Below are 20732 nucleotides of genomic sequence, written 5' to 3' on the forward strand. Positions count from 1 at the left end.
GAAATACGCGAAGTTCGCTTCGCCTTCCCGGTAACCCGAGCGTGTCAGCGCGCTAGTCCGCCAGGGCGCTGTTCGACTCAGGACAATGGAGCGTCGTAGATGAGCAACAAGAACAATGAAGACCTGCAGCGCCAGGCCTCGGACAACACCCTGAACCTCAATCCGGTGATAGGTATCCGCGGCAAGGACCTGCTGTCTTCAGCACGGATGGTGCTGTTGCAAGCCATCAAGCAACCTTTCCACAGTGCAAAACACGTCGCCCATTTCGGCCTGGAATTGAAAAACGTGTTGCTTGGCCAGTCCGGTCTGCAACCGGAAGCCGATGACCGTCGCTTCAATGATCCGGCCTGGAGCCAGAACCCGCTGTACAAGCGCTATCTGCAGACCTACCTCGCCTGGCGCAAGGAGCTCCACAGCTGGATCGACGAGAGCAACCTCTCGTCACAGGATGCCAGTCGCGGCCACTTCGTCATCAACCTGATGACCGAGGCGATGGCGCCCACCAACAGCATGGCCAACCCGGCCGCAGTCAAACGGTTCTTCGAGACCGGCGGCAAAAGCCTGCTGGATGGCCTCTCCCACCTGGCCAAGGACATGGTGAACAACGGCGGCATGCCGAGCCAGGTCAACATGGATGCCTTCGAGGTCGGCCAGAACCTCGCCACGACCGAAGGTGCGGTGGTTTTCCGCAATGACGTGCTGGAACTGATCCAGTACAAGCCCATCACCGAGAGCGTGTACGAACGCCCGCTACTCGTGGTGCCGCCCCAGATCAACAAGTTTTACGTCTTCGACCTGTCACCGGAGAAGAGCCTCGCGCGCTTCTGCCTGCGCAGCAACCTGCAGACCTTCATCGTCAGCTGGCGCAACCCGACCAAGGCGCAGCGCGAGTGGGGCCTGTCCACGTACATCGAGGCCCTCAAGGAGGCCATTGACGTCATCCTGAAGATCACCGGCGCCAAGGACCTCAACATCCTCGGCGCGTGCTCCGGCGGCATCACCACGGTCGCCCTGCTCGGCCACTACCAGGCCATTGGTGAAACCAAGGTCAATGCCTTCACCCAGATGGTCAGCGTGCTCGACTTCAACCTCGATAGCCAGGTCGCGCTGTTCGCCGACGAGCAGACCCTCGAAGCCGCCAAGCGCCGCTCGTACCAGGCCGGCGTACTGGAAGGCAAAGACATGGCCAAGGTCTTCGCCTGGATGCGCCCCAACGACCTGATCTGGAACTACTGGGTCAACAACTACCTGCTGGGCAACGAACCGCCGGCCTTCGACATCCTCTATTGGAACAACGACACCACGCGTCTGCCTGCAGCGTTCCATGGCGAACTGGTGGAAATGTTCAAGACCAATGCCCTGACCCGTCCCAATGCCCTGGAGGTCTGTGGCACGCCCATCGACCTGAAGCAAGTCACCAGCGACTTCTTCTGCCTTGCCGGCACCACCGACCACATTACCCCCTGGGAAGCCTGCTACCGCTCGGCGCTGCTGCTGGGCGGCAAATGCGAGTTCGTGCTGTCCAACAGCGGCCACATCCAGAGCATTCTCAACCCACCGGGCAACCCCAAGGCACGCTTCTCCACCGGCAGCGAGATGCCGAAAGATCCGAAGGCCTGGCTGGAGAATGCGACCAAGCACGCCGACTCCTGGTGGCTGCATTGGCAGCAGTGGATCGGCGAACGCTCCGGCAAGACCAAGAAAGCCAGCTTTACCCTGGGCAACAAGGCCTTCCCGGCCGGTGAAGCCTCGCCCGGCACCTATGTGCACGAGCGATGAGAGATTGCGCCCTGCGCACCACTGCCCATGGCACCAGGATGTGCCTTGCGCGCCGCTGGCAGCTGCCAGCGGCGTTGGTCAGGCACCGCCTGGCAAATTCGGGAGGAGCCACGGTTGGTTCCTCCCGACTTTCTAATCAATAGGGCTCCGCGCATGCCGCTACCTTTCGTTTTCCGAACCATCGAGCTGGACGGCCAGACCATCCGCACCGCCGTCCGCCCGGGTCAGTCGCACATGACGCCACTGCTGATCTTCAACGGCATCGGCGCCAACCTCGAACTGGTGTTCCCCTTCGTCCAGGCACTCGACCCGGACCTGGAGGTGATCGCCTTCGACGTGCCCGGTGTCGGCGGATCGTCCACCCCGAGCAGGCCCTACCGCTTCTCCAGTCTGGCCAAGCTCGCCGCGCGCATGCTGGATTACCTGGACTACGGCCAGGTCAGCGTCATTGGGGTGTCCTGGGGCGGCGCCCTGGCCCAGCAGTTCGCCCACGATTATCCGGAGCGCTGCAAGAAGCTGATCCTCGCGGCCACCTCGGCCGGTGCCGTGATGGTGCCGGGCAAGCCCAAGGTGCTCTGGCGCATGGCCAGCCCGCGACGCTACATCCAGCCGTCCTACGGCGTGCATATCGCCCCGGACATCTACGGCGGCGCCTTCCGTCGCGATCCCGGCCTGGCCATGGCCCACGCCAGCAAAGTGCGCTCCTCCGGCAAGATGGGCTATTACTGGCAGCTGTTCGCCGGGCTCGGCTGGACCAGCATCCACTGGCTGCACCGTATCCGCCAACCGACCCTGGTGCTGGCCGGCGACGACGACCCGATCATCCCGCTGGTGAACATGCGCTTGCTGGCCTGGCGCATCCCCAATGCGGAACTCCACGTGATCGACGACGGCCACCTGTTCCTGGTGACCCGCGCTGAAACGGTGGCGCCGATCATCATGAAGTTCCTCGCCGAGGAACGTCAGCGGGCGGTGATCCACCCCCAGGCCGTGCCGCTACGGAGCGGTTAACACCGCAACCGCTCCCTTGTGGGGCGGTGCATCGACGCCCGAACCAGAGCGGTGCGCATTGTCATCAACTTGAATTCTGCCCGCGATAGTCTGGAATGCACTTCGGGCTGCTGATGGTACAACCCTTGCTGTAGACCTCCAGAACCACGGACCGAATACGGAGCGATGCCCCATGCGAGAAAAACAAATCCCGGGCACCTTGCCGGTACCTGCCGCTTTCATGAATGCACAGAACGCGATTGTCGGCTTGCGCGGCAAGGATCTGTTTTCCACCGTACGCAACCTGGCACTGCAAGGACTGCGGCATCCGGTCCACAGTGCACGGCATGTGCTTGCCTTTGGCGGCCAGGTCGGTCGCGTGCTGCTCGGCGATACCCTGCACCAGCCAAATCCGCAGGACAGCCGCTTCGTCGACCCCTCCTGGCAGCACAACCCCTTCTACCGCCGCGGCCTGCAGGTCTACCTGGCCTGGCAGAAGCAGCTCGGCGCCTGGATTGACGAGAGCGACCTCAGCGACGACGACCGCGCCCGTGCCCGTTTCGTCCTCGCCCAATTGAGCGACGCCCTCTCGCCCACCAACAGCCTGCTCAACCCGCAGGCCGTGAAGGAGCTCTTCAACACCGGTGGTTTCAGCCTGATCAAGGGGCTCGGCCACCTGGTCGACGACCTGCTGCACAACGACGGCATGCCCAGTCAGGTCAGCAAGCATGCCTTTGAGGTTGGCCGTAACCTCGCCACGACCTCCGGTGCAGTGGTCTTCCGCAACGAGCTGCTGGAATTGATCCAGTACAAGCCCATGAGCGAAAAGCAGTACCTGCGCCCGTTGCTGGTGGTGCCGCCACAGATCAACAAGTACTACATCTTCGACCTCGCCCCGGACAAGAGCTTCGTCCAGTACGCCCTGAAGAACGGCCTGCAAGTGTTCATGGTGAGCTGGCGCAACCCCGATGCACGCCATCGCGAATGGGGCCTGTCCACCTACGTGCAGGCGCTGGAGGAAGCCTTCGAAGCCTGTCGCGCGATCACCGGCAGCAAGGAAGTCAACCTGATAGGCGCCTGCGCTGGCGGCCTGACCATCGCCGCACTTCAGGGCCACCTGCAAGCCCGCCGCCAGCTGCGCAAAGTCACCAGCGCCACCTACCTGGTCAGCCTGCTGGACAGTCAACTGGACAGCCCCGCAGCGCTTTTTGCCGACGAGCAGACCCTGGAAGCTGCCAAGCGCCGCTCGTACCAGGCAGGCGTGCTGGACGGCAAGGACATGGCCAAGGTCTTCGCCTGGATGCGTCCCAACGACCTGGTGTGGAACTACTTCGTCAACAACTACCTGCTGGGTCGTGAACCCCCGGCCTTCGACATCCTCTACTGGAACAACGACAACACCCGCCTGCCTGCGGCGCTGCACGGCGACATGCTGGATTTCTTCAAGCACAACCCGTTGACCCGCAGCGGTGGCCTGGAAATCTGCGGCACCCCGATCGATCTGCAGAAAGTCACGGTGGACAGTTTCAGCGTCGCAGGCATCAACGACCACATCACTCCCTGGGACGCGGTCTACCGCTCGACCCTACTGCTGGGTGGTGACAGCCGCTTCGTGCTGTCCAACAGCGGCCACATCCAGAGCATCCTCAACCCGCCGGGTAACCCCAAGGCCAACTTCTACGAGAATGGCAAGCTGAGCTCCGACCCACGCGCTTGGTACTACGACGCCAAACACGTGCAAGGCAGTTGGTGGCAGCAGTGGCTGGGCTGGATCCAGGAGCGATCCGGCGAGCAGCGGGAAACCATCATGGCCCTGGGCAACCAGGACTACCCGCCCATGGAAGCCGCGCCCGGCACCTATGTACACGTGCGCTGACACCCTTGGAGGCCGGCCGGGCAATGCACCGGCCGTCCCTTCCCCCTTCTACGGAACGTTTGGCAAGAACCCTGGATGAAAACCCGCGACCGCATCCTCGAATGCGCCCTCGACCTGTTCAACCGCAACGGCGAACCCAACGTCACCACCCTGGAAATCGCCACCGAACTGGGCATCAGCCCTGGCAATCTCTACTACCACTTCCATGGCAAGGAACCACTGGTGATGGAGTTGTTCGCGCGATTCCAGGACGAACTCGCGCCGTTGCTCGACCCACCCGCCGACGCACAACTCGACGCCGAAGACTACTGGCTGTTCCTGCACCTGATCGTCGAGCGCCTGTCCCAGTACCGTTTCCTGTTCCAGGACCTGTCCAACCTGGCCGGACGCCTGCCAAAGCTGGCCCGCGGCATGCGCAATTGGCTGAACGCCCTCAAGCGGACCCTGGCCTCGCTTCTGGCCCGGCTCAAGGCGGAGCATCAGCTGACCAGTGATACCGACGCCCTTGGCCAACTGGTGGAGCAGATCACCCTCACGCTGTTGTTCTCCCTCGACTACCAACGTGTGCTGGGCAGCGGCGGCGAGATTCGTCTGGTGGTCTATCAGGTGATGATGCTGGTCGCCCCGCATCTGCGGCCCGGCGCGCGACACGCCGCAGAGAGCCTGGCCAGGCGCTATCTGGAAGCCTGAAACGCAAACGCCCGGACAAGCCGGGCGTTTGCGTCATACCGATAAAGCTCAGGACTGGCTGGTCGGCGGTGTTGCCGATGCTGCCGGAGCCGGTGCCGCCGGTGCCATGCTGGGAGCCGGAGCAGCTGCGGCGGCCGGAGCAGACGGAGCCGGGCTCGCGGCAGGTGCAGCAGGCTTGGCAGCCTTTGGCGCAGCGGGCTTCTTCACTGCCGGTTTCTTCGCGGCGGCAGGCTTGGCAACCGCCGGCTTGGCAGCGGGCTTCGCTGCGGCCGGTTTGGCAGCGGCAGCTGGCTTCGCGGCAGCTGGTTTGGCAGCGGCTTTCACTGCCGGTTTGGCCGCTGCAGCCGGCTTGGTAGCCGGTTTCGCCGCGGCTTTGACAGCAGGCTTGGCCGCAGGCTTCGCAACGGCGGGTTTGGCGGCCGCGGCCTTGGCTGCAGGTTTCGCAGCGGCGACCTTGGCAGCCGGCTTGGCAGCGGGTTTAGCCGCAGGTTTGGCAGCCGCCTTGACTGCAGGCTTGACCGATTTGGCCGACACGCCCGTGAGTTTCTCGAGCTGCTTGGTCAGGGCATCCACCTTGCCTTGCAGATCCTTCACTTCGGTGCGGCTGGGCACGCCAAGACGGGAAATGGCACTGTTCAGACGCTTGTCGAAAGCCTCTTCCAGCTCGCCCCATTTGCCGATCGCCTTGCCCTTGACCTCTTCGACCTTGGACTTGGCCGTACCCACGCGGGAGCCGACCTTCGACTTGACCGCGTCTACTTGCTTGTCCACCTCGGTCTTGGCCTGCTTTTCAGCCTTCTCACCGTCCTTGACCAGCGTATCGAACAGCTTGTTGCCGTCGTTGCTGATCTTCGAGTAGGCCCCCAAGCCAGCCAGCCAGATCTGGCGCGAGTATTTCTCGATCTCGCCGATCCAGGAGTTGGTGTCTTTATCGGTTTTCTTTTTGCCAGCCATCCTGCTCTCCTTATTTGGTTCGCGCGACGTGCTCGAGCAACGCGCTCAGCTCATCAAGCTTAGCAGAGAGTGCCTCAACGTCCTTCCGGGAGGGAATACCAATGCGGTTGAGTGCACTGGCCACTCGGTTGTCGAAAGCCTTCTCGATCTTGTCGAGTTGAACCTCGACCTTTTCCTTCACGCCGGTCACGCTGCTCTTGACACTGTCGAACTGAGTGTTGGCGGCTTCGACCTGCTCGTCCACCAGCTTCTTGCCCTGCTTCTCGACGCCTTCGCCGGCCTTAACCAGCTCCTTGAAGTAGTCGACACCCTCGGCGCCAGCCTTGGCGTAGGCACCCAGGCCAGCCAGCCAGATCTTGCGGGCATAGAGCTTCACGTCGGCAACGACGGTGGACTTGCTTTCGGCTTTCTCGACTTTCTTCTTGACGGCTACTTTGGCCATGGTGCACCTCACGCGGAATGGTAGATGACTCGCCCTTTTTCAGGACTTGAGCGCAAGGTAGCGAGGAAAATTAGAAACCGCATACTAGCCGCGAGATGGGGCATTCCGGGCGAGGCACGGCGGGAGCGAATCCATTGACGAAGGGTCGCGAAGCGGCCCCGGAAAAGGTCCTGGTTCAGACCAGATACTCATCCAGCGCCTTTTCGATTTCCCGCTTGATGCTCCCGCTCATGGCCGACAGCAGAAGGCCCAGCTTGACCTCCACCCGCACCTTGGCATCACTCACCTCGATCGCCCCTTCGGCGCCGCTGCGCTTGAACTCCAGGGTGTCGCCGCGCCACTGGTAACGCACGTCGTACTCGCGCGCCAGGCGCTCAGCCAGTTTTTCGGCTTTCTCCCGGACGGCCTCGTGGCCTAGGGCATGGGAACGTTCGACGTGGATGCGGGACATTGGCAACTCCTGACTGCGACTTTCGGTCGCGCGACTATAGCGCGCCCACCCTGGCCGCCGCACGCCGTTGCCAAGACAAAGCCGGACGCGGGCATTAGAATGACCGCCATTCAATTCCGGTGGCAGCGACATGAACGATCCTCGCAAAGGCAACGACGCCGAACCCACGACCCACTTCGGTTATCAACAGGTCCCCGAGAGCCAGAAGGCCGACAAGGTCGCCGAGGTGTTCCACTCGGTGGCAGCCAAGTACGACCTGATGAACGACCTGATGTCCGGCGGCGTCCACCGCCTGTGGAAGCGCTTCACCATCGAGCTGTCCGGCGTCCGCCCGGGCAACCGCGTGCTGGACATCGCCGGCGGCACCGGCGACCTCACCCGCCAGTTCTCGCGCCTGGTGGGCGTGACCGGTGAAGTGGTGCTGGCCGACATCAACGCCTCCATGCTCAAGGTGGGTCGCGACAAGCTGCTGGACAGCGGCGTCGCCGGCAACGTCAGCTTCGTCCAGGCCGATGCCGAGAAGCTGCCCTTCCCCAACAACCACTTCGACGTGGTCACCATCGCCTTCGGCCTGCGCAACGTCACCCACAAGGACGAAGCCATTCGTTCCATGCTGCGCGTGCTCAAACCGGGCGGCCGCCTGCTGGTCCTGGAGTTCTCCAAACCCACCAGCGGCCTGCTGTCCAAGGCCTATGACGCCTACTCCTTCAGCCTCCTGCCGCTGATGGGCAAGCTGATCACCAACGACGCCGAAAGCTACCGCTATCTGGCCGAGTCGATCCGCATGCACCCGGACCAGGAAACCCTGAAAGCGATGATGGTCGAGGCCGGCTTCGAACGCGTCACCTACCACAACATGACCGGCGGCATCGTCGCCCTGCACCGCGGCATCAAGCCCTGATGCTGACCCAGGCGCTGCTGGCCGGTATCGAGCTCGGCCTCAACCGGGTGCTGACCCTGGACAGCACCGCGTTGCCGCGCATGGCCGCGCTGGAAGGCAGCGTCATCGAAGTCGACTGCCAAAACCCCGCGCTGACCTTGTTCCTGCTTCCTGGAGGCGATGGCCTGAAGCTCTCCGCCCACTGGTCCGCCCCCGCCGATTGCCGCCTGCGCGCACCGGCCAGCAGCCTGCTGAAGCTGGCCACCACGCGGGAGAAGACCGCCGTCCTGCACAGTCCGGAAGTGACCCTGGAAGGCGACAGCGCTGCGCTGCTGGAACTGGCTGCCATCCTCCAGGACCTGGAGCTGGACTGGGAGTATGAGCTGTCACGCTGGCTCGGCCCGGTCGGCACCCAACTGCTCGCCGGCCACTTGCGCAGCCGGGCCAACTGGGCCGGACAGGGCCTGGACAGCCTGCGGCAGAACCTCGCCGACTACCTGGCCGAGGAGTCGCGTACCCTGGTGGGCCGCCGTGAAGCCGACGCGCGCTTTGCTGAACTGGATCGCCTCAAGCTCGCCCTCGACCGCCTCGACGCCCGCGTCGAGCGTCTGAACCAGAGACTCAAGCCCAACGCATGAAGCTGCTCGCCGCCCGCCGCCTGTTGCGCATCCAGCAGGTCGTCATCCGCTACCGCCTCGATGACCTGCTGCTCGAACTGCCGCTGCCCTGGTGGCTGCGCACGCTGAGCTACGCCCTGCCCTGGCGCTGGCTACCGCGCAAGGAACTGACCCTTTCCCGTGGCGAGCGCCTGCGTCTGGCCCTGGAAGACCTCGGCCCGATCTTCATCAAGTTCGGCCAGTTGCTCTCCACCCGTCGCGACCTGATGCCGCCGGATATGGCCGATGAACTGGCGCGCCTGCAGGACCAGGTACCGCCCTTCGCACCGGCGAAGGCCGTCGCGCGCATCGAGGAACAACTCGGCGCCAAGGTCAGCGAAGTGTTCGCCCGCTTCGACGTCGAGCCGCTGGCCTCGGCTTCGGTGGCCCAGGTCCACGCTGCCCAACTCAAGAGCGGCGAGGAAGTGGTCGTCAAGGTGATCCGCCCCAACCTGCGGCCGATCATCCGTCAGGACCTCGCCTGGTTGTTCACCCTCGCCAGCCTGGCCGAGCGCGTGTCCGCCGATGCCCGCCGCCTGCGCCCGGTGGAAGTGGTGAGCGACTACGAGAAGACCATCTACGACGAGCTCGACCTGCTCCGCGAAGCGGCCAACGCCAGCCAGCTGAGGCGCAACTTCGACGGCTCGCCGCTGCTCTACGTCCCGCAGGTCTACTGGGACTGGTGCCGCCCCAAGGTGCTGGTGATGGAACGCATCTACGGCATCCCGGTGACCGATCTGGCCACCCTCGCCGACCAGCGCACCGACATGAAACTGCTGGCCGAGCGCGGCGTGGAGATCTTCTTCACCCAGGTGTTCCGCGACAGCTTCTTCCACGCCGACATGCACCCCGGCAACATCTTCGTTGCCACCCGCCAGCCCTGGAACCCGCAGTACATCGCCATTGACTGCGGCATCATCGGCAGCCTCACCCCCGAGGACCAGGACTACCTCGCGCGCAACCTGATCGCCTTCTTCAAGCGCGACTACCGCCGCGTGGCGCAGTTGCACATCGATTCCGGCTGGGTGCCGCCGGAAACCAAGGTCAACGATTTCGAGGCGGCCATCCGCACCGTCTGCGAACCGATCTTCGAAAAGCCGCTCAAGGACATCTCCTTCGGTCAGTTGCTGCTACGCCTGTTCCAGACCGCGCGCCGCTTCAACATGGAAGTCCAGCCGCAATTGGTGCTGCTGCAGAAAACCCTGTTGAACATCGAAGGCCTGGGCCGCCAGCTCTACCCCGACCTGGACCTGTGGAGCACGGCGCAGCCGTTCCTCGAGCGCTGGATGCGCGAACGGGTCAGCCCTTTGCACCTGCTGCGCAACCTGCAGCAACAGGCCGAGCAGGTACCGCACCTGTCGCAGATCGCTCGCGACACCCTGGAGCGCCTGGCCCAGCCCACCAGCGCCCCGCAGAAGGCCGAACAACCGATTGGCGCCCAGTGGCCGGCACGTCTGCTCGGCGCCCTGCTGATCGCCGGCGCAGCCACGCAAGGCCTGGCCCCCACGGCCGAAACCTGGCCCAGCTGGCTGATGCTGGCCGGCGGTCTATATCTGGTGCTGCGCCGATAGCCAGCCCCGAGTGGCACTGGCACACTATTTCGATCCGAGTGCCGGCCCCGTGAGGCCGGCCCAGTTGTGGAAGACACGATGAAAGACTGGCTGGAAGAGATTCACTGGAATGCCGAAGGCCTGGTCCCGGCGATTGCCCAGGACCACAAGACGGGTCGCGTGCTGATGATGGCCTGGATGAACCGCGAAGCCCTCGCCCTCACCGTTGCCGAGAATCGCGCCATCTACTGGTCACGCTCCCGTGGCAAGCTGTGGCGCAAGGGCGAGGAGTCCGGCCATGTGCAGCACCTCCACGAGCTGCGCCTGGACTGCGACGCCGACGTCGTCATCCTGCTGGTCGAGCAACTGGGCGGCATCGCCTGCCATACTGGACGCGAAAGCTGCTTCTACCGCGTCTTCGAGGACGGCGGCTGGAAGACCGTCGACCCCGTGCTCAAGGACCCGCATGCCATCTACGCCGCAGGACACAGCCATGAGTGATACCCTCGCCCGCCTGGCCGAGGTGCTGGAAGAGCGCAAGAATGCCGCGCCTGACAGCTCCTATGTCGCCAGCCTGTACCACAAGGGCCTGAACAAGATCCTGGAAAAGGTCGGCGAAGAAGCGGTGGAAACCATCCTCGCCGCCAAGGACGCCGCCGTCAGCGGCGACCACAGCGACCTGATCTACGAAACCGCCGACCTCTGGTTCCACAGCCTGGTCATGCTCGCCGCCCTCGGCCAGCACCCCCAGGCCGTGCTCGATGAACTGGACCGTCGCTTTGGCCTGTCCGGGCACGCCGAAAAGGCTGCCCGCGAGCCTTCCGCCTGACAAAGACAATCAAGAGGAACACTCCATGGGTATTTTCGACTGGAAACACTGGCTGGTCATTCTCATCGTCGTCGTCCTGGTATTCGGCACCAAGCGCCTGAAGACCCTTGGTTCCGACGTCGGCGACGCCATCAAGGGCTTCCGCAAGGCGATGAACACCGAAGAAGAAGGTGCCAAGCCCGAGCAACCCGCCGCGCAGCAATCCAACACCCCGCTGAACCAGCCGCACACCATCGACGGCCAGGCGCAGAAGGTGCAGGACCCGGTGACCCGCAAGGACTGATGCCCCATGTTCGGTATCAGCTTTGGTGAACTGCTGCTGATTGGCCTGATCGCCCTCCTGGTGCTCGGGCCTGAACGGCTGCCCGGCGCGGCGCGCACCGCCGGCCTGTGGATCGGTCGCCTGAAACGCAGCTTCAATGCGATCAAGACCGAGGTCGAACGCGAAATCGGCGCCGACGAGATCCGTCGCCAGCTGCATAACGAACACATCATGGCGCTGGAGAAGCAGATCAAGGAGAGCATTGTGCCTCCGACCGCCGAATCCCTGCTTTCCGAAGCCGAGCCTGAAAGCGACGCTGCGCCCCCCGCATCCGCAGCCCCGGCAGCGCAAGCAGTACCGGCAACAGCGGCGCCAGCTCCAGCTCCGGCGATGACTGCAGCGGCAGCGGCAGCTCCGGCTCCGGCTCCGGCTCCGGCCACACCGAACCAGCCCGGCGCGGGCACGCCCGCCCAGGCGCCCAACGCCACGTCGGCTCCCCAGCCACAGGCCCCCATCGAACCGCAGCAGCCGTCCCGCATCCCATGAGCGACCAGAAGCCGGAACAAGACCAGGAAATGCCCCTGGTCTCGCACCTCACCGAACTGCGTACGCGCCTGTTGCGCTGCGTGGCGGCGATCTTCCTGATCTTCGCCGGCCTGTTCTACTTCGCCCAGAAGATCTACACACTGGTATCCGCGCCCCTGCGCCAGTACCTGCCGGAAGGCGCGACCATGATCGCCACCGACGTGGCTTCGCCCTTCCTCACGCCATTCAAACTGACCATGATGGTGGCGCTTTTCCTCGCCATGCCGGTCATCCTGCACCAGGTCTGGGGCTTCATCGCACCCGGCCTGTACAAGCACGAGAAGCGCATTGCCCTGCCGCTGCTGGTGTCGAGCATCGTCCTCTTCTACGCCGGCATGGCTTTCGCCTACTTCCTGGTGTTCCCGCTGATCTTCCACTTCTTCGCCAGCGTGACCCCGGAAGGCGTGTCGATGATGACCGACATCAGCAGCTACCTCGACTTCGTGATGACGCTGTTCTTCGCCTTCGGCGTGGCCTTCGAGATTCCCGTGGCGGTGATCCTGCTGATCTGGGTCGGCATCGTCGACGTTGCCTACCTCAAGCGTATCCGCCCCTACGTGATCATTGGCTGCTTCGTCGTGGGCATGATCCTGACCCCGCCAGACATCTTCTCGCAGACCCTGCTGGCCGTGCCCATGTGGCTGCTGTTCGAAGTCGGCGTGTTCTTTGGCGGCATGATCCGCAAGCGCGGCGACCATCCGGATGACGGCGCCGAAGAACCCGAAGACGGCGACCAACCGCCTGCTACCCACCCGTGAATCTGCTTCTACTCGAAGACGCCGACTTCATCGCGGCGGACCGTGCGCACCTGGAAGGCCGGCGCCTGAAGCACCTCCATGAGGTGCACCGCGCCGAGGCTGGCGACAGCCTGCGAGTTGGCCGCCTTGGCGGACAAATGGGCCAGGGCCACCTGCTGCGCCTGGAAGCCGACTGTGCGGAGTTGGAAGTCAGCTTCGACCAACCGCCCCCTGCGAAGCTGCCCATCACCCTGCTGCTGGCGCTGCCACGGCCAAAGATGCTCCGCCGCGTGTTCCAGACCGTCGCCGCCATGGGCGTGCCGCGCCTGGTGCTATTGAACAGCTACCGCGTGGAGAAGAGTTTCTGGCAAACCCCCTTCCTCGAACCGGCTGCCATCCGTGAGCAGTTGATCCTGGGGTTGGAACAGGCGCGGGATACCGTCCTGCCCGAGGTAATCATCGAGAAGCGCTTCAAGCCCTTCGTCGAGGACCGCCTGCCGCAACTCGCCGCCAACACCCTGGGTCTTGTGGGCCATCCTGGCGACTACCCACCCTGCCCGCGCGCGGTTAGCCAGCCCATCACCCTGGCCATTGGCCCGGAAGGCGGCTGGATTCCCTATGAAGTGGAGAAACTGCGCGAGGCCGGCCTGCAGCCGGTGCAGCTCGGCGAGCGCATCCTGCGCGTCGAGACAGCGGTCACCGCATTGCTCGCCCGGCTATTCTGAGGCAGGCTGACGGCATCCTTTCGACATCGAGATTGAGCCATGCGCCCGCTGACCATCGACCTCGACCAACTCGCCTTCGCCCTCAACACCGCCGGCCTCGACCACTACCTGGATCTGCTCAGCGGCAAGGTGCTGCTGATCCCCGAAGAAGACGCCGACCCCGAACTCGAAGCCTTGCTGCGCGACGAACCGGAGCGTTTCCTGCTGGTGGAGCCGCTCGGCCATGGCGATGAGCTGGCGTTGATGCAGGAATTCCTCAGCGAAGTGGTCCATCCCCACGCCTTTGCCGCCCTGCAACAGGCCCTCGCGGGCCGCAAGCCGGTACGCACCTTTCGCCACGTGCTGATGGAGTACCCGGTACTGCTGGAAGCCTGGCACCAGTTCGAAGCCGCCCGCCTGCGCGAGCTGGCCCAGGACTGGCTGGAAGAGAACGAGCTGAGCCCGGCCACGCCGCTGCATTGAGGGTGCCCCTCCCATTATGGGAGCGAACTCATTCGCGAAAGGCTACGCCTACCCTCACCCCGGCCCTCTCCCGGAGGGAGAGGGGGCTGTCTGTGCCGGTGCCTGGCACAGCGCACTTTCTGTAGGGGCGAGTTCATTCGCCAAGGGCCGCACAGCGGCCCAAAGCAATCCGATCAGAGCACCTGCCGCAGGAAGCTCTGTGCGCGCGGGTCCTGGGGCTTCTCGAAGAACTGCGCGGGGGGCGCATCTTCCAGCAGCTTGCCGTGATCGAAGAACAGCACCCGGTCGGCAACCTCGCGGGCGAAGCCCATTTCGTGGGTCACGCAGACCATGGTCATGCCTTCCTGGGCGAGCTGCTTCATCACGTCCAGCACTTCGCCGACCATTTCCGGGTCCAGTGCCGAAGTGGGCTCGTCGAACAGCATCACCTTGGGCTCCATGCACAGGGCGCGGGCGATGGCCACGCGTTGCTGCTGGCCGCCGGAGAGGCGCGACGGGTACTCGTTGGCCTTCTGCCCGATGCCCACCTTGGCCAGCAGCGCCTGGGCCTTGGCCTCGCGCTCGGCCTTGCCACGCTTGCGCACGACTTTCTGCGCCAGACAGAGGTTTTCCAGCACGGTCATGTGCGGGAACAGGTTGAAGTGCTGGAACACCATGCCCACCTCGCGGCGGTAGGCGTTCACGTCGGTTTTCGGGTTGGCGAGGTCGACGCCGTCGATGCTCACCGAACCGGAATCCAGCTCTTCCAGGCCGTTCAGGCAGCGCAGGAAGGTGGATTTACCCGAGCCCGAGGGGCCGATCACCACCACGACCTCACCACGCTTCACCTGCGTGGTGACGTTATCCACAGCCCGCACTTCATGGCCGCGGGCATCGAAGACTTTCACCAGATTGCGGACTTCAATCACTTTTCCCGAGCCTCCGCTCCAGGCGGCTGGCGATTTGCGACAGCGGCAGGTTGATGACGAGGTAGAGGGCTGCGACGCAGAACCAGATCTCGAAGGTGGAGAAGGACGTGGTGATCGCTTCGCGGCCACTTTTGGTGAGTTCGGTGATGGCGATCACCGAAACCAGCGAGGTGTCCTTCACCAGGCTGATGAACTGCCCGGCCAGCGGTGGCAACACGCGCTTGAAGGCCTGCGGCAGGATCACATGACGCATGGACTGGCCTGCGGTCAGGCCAAGGGAGCGCGCCGCCTCGTTCTGGCCACGGGCGATGGACTGCACCCCGGCGCGGACGATCTCGCCCACATAGGCGCCAGTGAACAGCGCCAGCGCGGCCACCCCGGCGAACTCGCGGGAGAGGTTCAACACGGTGCCGATGAAGAAGTAGAAGATGAAGATCTGCACCAGCAGCGGCGTACCACGCACCAGCTCGACATAGACGGTGGACAGGTCACGCAGCGTGGGGTTGTTCGACAAGCGGCAGAGGCCGGTGAACAGGCCGATGGCCAGGCCGAACACACCAGAGGCCACGGAAATCCACAGGGTGGTCCAGAGCCCCCAGAGCAGCGGTCCGGCAGCCCAGTGGCGTGTCACGCCAATCAGGTCGCCTTCGGAAACATCGTCGCCCTGACTCACCTGCAGGCTGTCGCGGGCCACTTCCAGTACCTGTTCCTCACCGCCCTCGGCGGTCAGGGTCACACGGGCGTTGTCGCCGGCATCGGCAATAGCGCTGACGGTGCCGTAGTCGGCTGCGCGCTGACCTTCCTCTGCCTGGTAGGCGAAGTACTGGGGCACGCGATTCCAGCGCCATTCGTAGGAAATCAGTGAAGTGGAGTACCAGAGGCCCCAGCCCGTCACGACCAGGATCAGACCGGTCAGGACGTGCCAGGGCCAGGTGCGGCGATGTTTGCTAGTCACGGGAAATCTCGCTCATGGCGGGGTACAAAAGGCAGGCCCGGCCTTGTGGGCCGGGCCTGTCGAAGCCAGCGTCAGCCGACTTATTCCATCTCTTTCAGCCAGTCGGTCTTCTTGAACCACTTGGCATGGATGCGATCGTAGGTGCCGTCATGGCGGATCTGGTGCATCCAGTTGTTGATCCAGTTGATGCTGTCGTAGTCACCCTTCTTCAGGCCGAAGGCCAGGGGCTCGAAGGTGAAGGGCTCTTCCAGGAACACCAGCTTGCCGGCGCCGGCCTTGTTCACCGCCACCACGTTGTACGGGGCGTCGTAGATGAAGGCGTCCGCCTTGCCGTTGACCACGTCCATCACCGCTTCCTGCTCGTTGTCGAAGCCGTGGTACTGGGCCTTGGCAATCAACTTCTTGGCGACCATTTCGCCGGTGGTGCCGATCTTGGACGTGATGCGGTACTTGGCATCGTTCAGGTCCTTGTAGGACTTGATGTCGCCTTGCAGCTCCTTGCGGATCAGCAGGGTCTGGCCGACCACGATGAAGGGCTCGGAGAAGTTGATGCGCAGGTTGCGCTCCTGGGTCAGGGTCATGCCGGAACCGATCATGTCGAACTTGTCGGTCAGCAGGGCCGGGATGATGCCGTCGTAGCTGGTGGATACCAGCTCCAGCTTGACGCCCATGGCCTTGGACATGGCTTTGAGCAGGTCGACTTCGAAGCCGATGATCTCACCACGCTTGTTGGTCATTTCGAAGGGCATGTAGGTCGGGTCCATGCCGACGCGCAGGGTGCCGCGCTTGACTGCATCATCGACCATGCCAGCGTGGGCCAGGCCGGTCAGGGCGCTGGCGGCGAACAGCAGTGACGCGAGAAACTTTTTCATTCTTTCTCCTAATGGGGCAGCTCTTTGTTGTTGTGCAGCCCACGAACGACGGGGCATGGCGCGCATGCTAAACGGCATCCACGTGGATGGCGAGTCACGGGAAGCAGATATCGGGCCAGCTCAGCTTTCGAGCAGGAAAGTCACCGGCCCGTCGTTGACCAGATGGACCTGCATGTTGGCGCCGAAGCGGCCGGTGGCCACCTGCGGATGCTTGAGCCGCGCCTGCTGCACCAGATAGTCGAACAGTTCCTCACCGCGTGCCGGTGCGGCAGCGGTGGAGAAACTCGGGCGCAGCCCGCTCCTGGTATCGGCGGCCAGGGTGAACTGGGAGACCAGCAGCAGGCCGCCGCCAACCGCGCCGAGAGACAGATTCATCTTGCCCTCGGCATCGGCAAACACGCGGTAGTTGACCAGCTTGTGCAGCAGCTTGTCGGCGCTGGCTTCGGTGTCCTGGGGCTCGACGCCCACCAGCACCAGCAGCCCTTGGTCGATGGCGCCGACCACGTCCCCTTCGACCTCTACACGGGCGGCACTGACCCGTTGCAGCAGCGCCTTCATCAGGCGTCTTCGTCCTGCGGCATGTCCAGCAGGCGGCGAGCCATCTGGTTCGACGCACGCACCAGGGCGTCGGTGATGCCAGCCTCGGACGCGGCATGACCCGCGTCACGGACAATCTGCAATTCGCTGTTGGGCCAGGCTTTGTGCAGCGCCCAGGCATTGTCCAGCGGGCAGATGGCGTCATAGCGGCCATGCACGATCACGCCCGGCAGATGGGCGATGCGCGGCATGTCGCGGAGCAATTGATTGGGCTCGAGGAAGGCGTTGTTGACGAAGTAATGGCACTCGATGCGGGCGATGGACAGGGCGCGCATCGGCTCGCTGAAGCGTTCCACCACCGGTGCACTCGGGCGCAGGGTGGCCGTGCGGCCTTCCCAGGTCGACCAGGCCTTGGCGGCGTGCATCTGGGCGATCTGGTCCGGGCCGGTCAGGCGTTTGTGGAAGGCCTGCATCAGGTTGCCGTGCTCCTCGGCCGGAATCGGCGCCAGGTAGTCCTCCCAATAGTCCGGGAACAGGCGGCTACAGCCTTCCTGGTAGAACCAGTGGAAGTCCTCCGGGCGGCACAGGAAGATGCCCCGCAGGATCAGGCCGAGCACGCGCTCCGGGTGCGCCTGGGCGTAGGCCAGGGACAGGGTGGAACCCCAGGAGCCACCGAACAGTACCCACTTGTCGATGCCCAGATGCTGGCGGATGCGCTCGAGGTCGGCCACCAGGTCCCAGGTGGTGTTCTTCTCCAGGTTCGCGTGGGGCGTGGAGCGGCCACAGCCACGCTGGTCGAAGGTGACGATGCGGTACAGGTTCGGATCGAAGAAGCGCCGGCTCAGCGCATCGCAACCGGCCCCCGGCCCACCGTGGATGAACACTACCGGCAGGCCCTCCGGCGTGCCGCTCTCGTCCACATAGAGCACGTGTGGCGCATCCACCGCCAGATCGTGCCGGGCGTAGGGTTTTATCTCCGGATACAAAGTCTGCATGCTGGGCTCCCGAAACTGTGCGTAAGGTCGACCCCTGGGCGAGTCCGGCCTTCTAATCTGCCGGGCATCATAACGAGGAAAAAGGAGTTCAGCATGCTACTCAGGAAGTTCGCGCTGCCGACGCTCTGCGTTCTGGCAATCCTAGCCGGTTGTGGCCGAAACGACCCGGCCGCGGAGCTGGATGCGGCGGTGCAACAACTACAGGACAACCTCGAAGCGAAGAAAACCAGCGCGGTACTGGAGCAGTTGCACCCGCAGTTCATCGCCCAGCAGCAGAACGACCGCGACTGGGCCAAGCGCACCATGACCCTGCTGTTCATGCGCCACAAGAACGTCAGCGTGCTCGCCCTCAGCAAGGCCAGCCGGCTCGACCCGACCTACCACGAGAAAGGCTACACCGAGGCCCAGGTGGCCCTCACCGGCGCCGAAGGGCTGATTCCCGACAGTGCCCGCCACTACGGGGTGAAGCTGGAGTGGTGGCTGGACGATGGCCAGTGGAAGCTCGCCCGGCTGGACTGGCAATGAGCGCGCCGCTCACCCATCGCATCCGCGCCGCCGGCCTGCTGGTAGAGGACGGTCGCATCCTGCTGGTCAAGCACGTGGTGGGCGACGACACCTACTGGATCCCGCCGGGCGGCGGCTTCGAGTCCCAGAGCGACGAATCCACCCGAGACACCGTACGCCGAGAGTTCAGGGAGGAAACCGGACTGGACGTTGAGGTCGGACCGCTGGTCTACGTCCGCGAATTCGCCGAACCGGCCCTGGGCCGCTTCCACATGGAACTGTTCTACCGGATCGACGCCTGGCGCGGCGAACTCAGCCTGGCCAACCTGAATGGCCTGGGCGGCGACGAGTTCGAGATTCGCGAACTGGGCTGGGTCAGCCGCGAGGAACTCGCCGCCCTGCCCTTCTACCCGGCGGAGCTGCTGGATGATGTGTGGGAGCGGGTGGCCGCCGAGGAAGTGGTGATCCGCCACCTCGGCCTGCAGCGCTAGCGCGAGACCAGCGTCGGGCGGAGTGAAGTGCCGCCCGAATACCGGCGAAGGCGCCAAGCAACAAGGGTCATAGAGCCGTTAGCTATGACAGCAATCAGCTCTTGGTCTGGTTTGCCGGCGCCATCGCACTAAGTTTGGGAGTTTGGGGGCATTCATCTTCACGAGGACAGCCACCATGGACCCAAACCTGCTGGAGGTCGACTACCTGGTGATCGGCGCCGGCGCTGCGGCAATGGCATTCGTCGACACCCTGCTCAGCGAATCTGACGCCACCGTGCTGATGGTGGACCGGCACGCCCAGCCCGGCGGCCACTGGAACGATGCCTATCCATTCGTGCGCCTGCACCAGCCCTCGGCCTGCTACGGGGTCAATTCCCGCGAACTCGGCAGTGGCAGGAAGGACGCCTCCGCACTGGGCAATGGCCTGTGCGAACTGGCTTCCGGCACGGAGATTCTCAGCTACTACGAGCAGGTGATGAATCAGCAGTTCCTGCTGTCGGGGCGCGTGCGCTACTACCCCATGTGCGATTACATCGGTGACCGCGCGTCCGACCATCGCTTCGTCTCGCTGCTCAGTGGCCGGGAGTACCGGGTACAGGTGCGGCGCAAACTGGTGGATGCCACTCACGCCCGGACCCAGGTGCCCTCCACCCATCCCCCGAAGTACCGGGTCGCCGGCGGGGTGGCTTGCGTGCCCCCGAATGACCTGCCGCGAATCGGCCAGCCGTGCCCGGCCTATGTGGTGGTTGGCTCGGGCAAGACCGGCATCGATACCTGCGTGTGGCTGCTGCAGAACGGCGTGGCGCCGGAATCGATCTACTGGATCATGCCCAAGGACGCCTGGCTGGTGGACCGCGCAAATATTCAGCCCGGCCTGGAGTATTTCGAACAGGTGGTCCAGGGCGTCGCGGCACAGTACGACGCCATCGCCGACGCCACGTCCCTGCCCGACCTGTTCGGCCGGCTGGAGCAGTCTGGCCAGCTCCTGCGCATCGACCCTGCCGTCACGCCGACGGCCTATCGCGGGGCGACCGTATCGCAAGCAGAACTGGGCGCCCTGCGCGGCATTCGGCACAAGGTGCGCCTGGGTCATGTGCAAGCGATAGAGCCGGGACGAATCGAGCTCGAGCGGGGCACCCTCGACGTGCCCCCCGGCGCCTTGCATGTGGACTGCAGTGCAAAGGGCCTCGACGGCTGGGACCCGGTGCGGGTATTCGACGCCGAGCGGATCAACCTGACCCTGGTCAGCAACAACCAGCCGGTCTTCTCCGCAGCGCTGATCGCTTATGTCGAATGCCACTTGGCGGACGACCACGAGAAGAACGCCTGTTGCGGACCGGTTCCCGCCCCCCGATTACCCGAAGACTGGATCAGGATCTGGGCGAGTTATATGAACAACTTCGTGCGCTGGCGTGCTGATCCGGGATTGACCCAGTGGCTGGGGAAGTCACGCCTGTTTCTGATGACCACCGTCATGCGCGATCTGCGTCCGGAAGACACGGAACGACATGCCCTGCTCCATAAGCTGGCGAATGCCCGGCAGCGCGGAGTGGAAAACCTGCCGCGGCTGATGGCGATGCTCACCTGAGCACGGGACGCGAG

The 20732-nt window shown here is 64.2% G+C and carries 25 protein-coding genes; 17 read left to right on the forward strand and 8 right to left on the reverse strand.

The genetic code is table 11. The features are described 5' to 3' along the window. The first annotated feature begins 99 nt into the window (after positions 1-99). The 4 genes from phaC (FFS60_RS05410) to FFS60_RS05425 all read left to right on the forward strand — a co-directional run bounded on the left by phaC (FFS60_RS05410) (position 100) and on the right by FFS60_RS05425 (position 5335). Entirely contained in the window at positions 100-1779 is a 1680-nt protein-coding gene (gene phaC / locus FFS60_RS05410; protein ID WP_028629808.1) for a class II poly(R)-hydroxyalkanoic acid synthase, read from the forward strand. A gap of 153 nt (positions 1780-1932) precedes the next feature. Beyond that, complete coding sequence (phaZ, locus tag FFS60_RS05415; RefSeq protein WP_028629809.1) at positions 1933-2790, forward strand: poly(3-hydroxyalkanoate) depolymerase; 858 nt, start codon at positions 1933-1935, stop codon at positions 2788-2790. A 172-nt stretch (positions 2791-2962) separates the two neighbouring features. Further along, positions 2963-4645 carry a class II poly(R)-hydroxyalkanoic acid synthase gene (gene phaC / locus FFS60_RS05420; RefSeq protein WP_028629810.1) on the forward strand — a complete coding sequence of 561 codons (1683 nt, stop codon included), beginning with the start codon at positions 2963-2965 and terminating at the stop codon, positions 4643-4645. Positions 4646-4720: 75 nt separating this feature from the next. Further along, the gene (locus FFS60_RS05425) at positions 4721-5335 is read left to right on the forward strand and encodes a TetR/AcrR family transcriptional regulator (protein WP_137821342.1); all 615 of its coding nucleotides are present in this window, start codon (positions 4721-4723) and stop codon (positions 5333-5335) included. 48 nt (positions 5336-5383) lie between these two features. Here the strand turns inward: FFS60_RS05425 and FFS60_RS05430 are convergent, their stop codons facing one another. The 3 genes from FFS60_RS05430 to FFS60_RS05440 all read right to left on the reverse strand — a co-directional run bounded on the left by FFS60_RS05430 (position 5384) and on the right by FFS60_RS05440 (position 7182). Continuing rightward, positions 5384-6289, reverse strand: coding sequence for a phasin family protein (locus FFS60_RS05430; RefSeq protein WP_028629812.1), 906 nt, complete (start codon positions 6287-6289; stop codon positions 5384-5386). 10 nt (positions 6290-6299) lie between these two features. Then, positions 6300-6731, reverse strand: a complete 432-nt coding sequence (locus FFS60_RS05435) for a phasin family protein (protein WP_137821343.1) — start codon at positions 6729-6731, stop codon at positions 6300-6302. A 175-nt stretch (positions 6732-6906) separates the two neighbouring features. Continuing rightward, positions 6907-7182, reverse strand: a complete 276-nt coding sequence (locus FFS60_RS05440) for a polyhydroxyalkanoic acid system family protein (protein ID WP_028629814.1) — start codon at positions 7180-7182, stop codon at positions 6907-6909. Between the two features lie 130 nt (positions 7183-7312). Between FFS60_RS05440 and ubiE the strand changes: the two genes are divergently transcribed. The 10 genes from ubiE (at position 7313) to FFS60_RS05490 (ending at position 13868) form a co-directional block, all read left to right on the forward strand. Continuing rightward, complete coding sequence (gene ubiE, locus FFS60_RS05445) at positions 7313-8083, forward strand: bifunctional demethylmenaquinone methyltransferase/2-methoxy-6-polyprenyl-1,4-benzoquinol methylase UbiE (RefSeq protein WP_028629815.1); 771 nt, start codon at positions 7313-7315, stop codon at positions 8081-8083. Then, positions 8083-8700, forward strand: a complete 618-nt coding sequence (locus tag FFS60_RS05450) for an SCP2 domain-containing protein (protein ID WP_028629816.1) — start codon at positions 8083-8085, stop codon at positions 8698-8700. The genes ubiE and FFS60_RS05450 overlap by 1 nt, the downstream gene beginning before the upstream one ends. Beyond that, positions 8697-10289, forward strand: coding sequence for a ubiquinone biosynthesis regulatory protein kinase UbiB (gene ubiB, locus FFS60_RS05455; RefSeq protein WP_137821344.1), 1593 nt, complete (start codon positions 8697-8699; stop codon positions 10287-10289). Before FFS60_RS05450 ends, ubiB begins: the two co-directional genes overlap by 4 nt. A gap of 78 nt (positions 10290-10367) precedes the next feature. Then, positions 10368-10769, forward strand: coding sequence for a phosphoribosyl-AMP cyclohydrolase (hisI, locus tag FFS60_RS05460; RefSeq protein ID WP_137821345.1), 402 nt, complete (start codon positions 10368-10370; stop codon positions 10767-10769). Further along, complete coding sequence (locus tag FFS60_RS05465; RefSeq protein WP_028629819.1) at positions 10762-11097, forward strand: phosphoribosyl-ATP diphosphatase; 336 nt, start codon at positions 10762-10764, stop codon at positions 11095-11097. The genes hisI and FFS60_RS05465 overlap by 8 nt, the downstream gene beginning before the upstream one ends. 25 nt (positions 11098-11122) lie before the next feature. After that, a complete protein-coding gene (locus tag FFS60_RS05470; RefSeq protein WP_028629820.1) occupies positions 11123-11380 on the forward strand; it encodes a twin-arginine translocase TatA/TatE family subunit in 258 nt (85 codons plus the stop codon). A 6-nt stretch (positions 11381-11386) separates the two neighbouring features. Next, positions 11387-11905, forward strand: a complete 519-nt coding sequence (tatB, locus tag FFS60_RS05475; protein ID WP_137821346.1) for a Sec-independent protein translocase protein TatB — start codon at positions 11387-11389, stop codon at positions 11903-11905. Beyond that, positions 11902-12702: a twin-arginine translocase subunit TatC gene (gene tatC / locus FFS60_RS05480; RefSeq protein WP_028629822.1), complete on the forward strand. Its 801-nt coding sequence runs from the start codon at positions 11902-11904 to the stop codon at positions 12700-12702. The genes tatB and tatC overlap by 4 nt, the downstream gene beginning before the upstream one ends. Further along, entirely contained in the window at positions 12699-13406 is a 708-nt protein-coding gene (locus tag FFS60_RS05485) for a 16S rRNA (uracil(1498)-N(3))-methyltransferase (RefSeq protein ID WP_028629823.1), read from the forward strand. The genes tatC and FFS60_RS05485 overlap by 4 nt, the downstream gene beginning before the upstream one ends. 39 nt (positions 13407-13445) lie before the next feature. After that, positions 13446-13868, forward strand: coding sequence for a UPF0158 family protein (locus tag FFS60_RS05490; protein WP_028629824.1), 423 nt, complete (start codon positions 13446-13448; stop codon positions 13866-13868). Positions 13869-14041: 173 nt separating this feature from the next. On the opposite strand, the gene FFS60_RS05495 is transcribed toward FFS60_RS05490, so the two are convergent. The 5 genes from FFS60_RS05495 to pip form a co-directional block, all read right to left on the reverse strand. Continuing rightward, complete coding sequence (locus tag FFS60_RS05495; RefSeq protein ID WP_028629825.1) at positions 14042-14776, reverse strand: amino acid ABC transporter ATP-binding protein; 735 nt, start codon at positions 14774-14776, stop codon at positions 14042-14044. Then, complete coding sequence (locus FFS60_RS05500) at positions 14769-15731, reverse strand: amino acid ABC transporter permease (protein ID WP_028629826.1); 963 nt, start codon at positions 15729-15731, stop codon at positions 14769-14771. Before FFS60_RS05500 ends, FFS60_RS05495 begins: the two co-directional genes overlap by 8 nt. 80 nt (positions 15732-15811) lie before the next feature. Then, on the reverse strand, positions 15812-16603 hold the full coding sequence (locus tag FFS60_RS05505; protein WP_028629827.1) for a transporter substrate-binding domain-containing protein: 792 nt from the start codon (positions 16601-16603) through the stop codon (positions 15812-15814). Between the two features lie 120 nt (positions 16604-16723). Further along, complete coding sequence (gene dtd, locus FFS60_RS05510) at positions 16724-17161, reverse strand: D-aminoacyl-tRNA deacylase (RefSeq protein ID WP_028629828.1); 438 nt, start codon at positions 17159-17161, stop codon at positions 16724-16726. Further along, the gene (pip, locus tag FFS60_RS05515) at positions 17161-18135 is read right to left on the reverse strand and encodes a prolyl aminopeptidase (RefSeq protein WP_028629829.1); all 975 of its coding nucleotides are present in this window, start codon (positions 18133-18135) and stop codon (positions 17161-17163) included. Before pip ends, dtd begins: the two co-directional genes overlap by 1 nt. A gap of 93 nt (positions 18136-18228) precedes the next feature. On the opposite strand from pip, the gene FFS60_RS05520 reads away from it, so the two are divergent. The 3 genes from FFS60_RS05520 to FFS60_RS05530 all read left to right on the forward strand — a co-directional run bounded on the left by FFS60_RS05520 (position 18229) and on the right by FFS60_RS05530 (position 20718). Next, entirely contained in the window at positions 18229-18660 is a 432-nt protein-coding gene (locus FFS60_RS05520) for a hypothetical protein (RefSeq protein WP_028629830.1), read from the forward strand. Next, positions 18657-19130 carry an NUDIX hydrolase gene (locus tag FFS60_RS05525; protein ID WP_137821347.1) on the forward strand — a complete coding sequence of 158 codons (474 nt, stop codon included), beginning with the start codon at positions 18657-18659 and terminating at the stop codon, positions 19128-19130. The genes FFS60_RS05520 and FFS60_RS05525 overlap by 4 nt, the downstream gene beginning before the upstream one ends. 175 nt (positions 19131-19305) lie before the next feature. Next, on the forward strand, positions 19306-20718 hold the full coding sequence (locus FFS60_RS05530; protein ID WP_137821348.1) for an NAD(P)/FAD-dependent oxidoreductase: 1413 nt from the start codon (positions 19306-19308) through the stop codon (positions 20716-20718). Positions 20719-20732: the final 14 nt, after the last annotated feature.

Source organism: Pseudomonas sp. D(2018) (assembly GCF_005502555.1).
GTDB classification, from domain to species: domain Bacteria; phylum Pseudomonadota; class Gammaproteobacteria; order Pseudomonadales; family Pseudomonadaceae; genus Metapseudomonas; species Metapseudomonas resinovorans.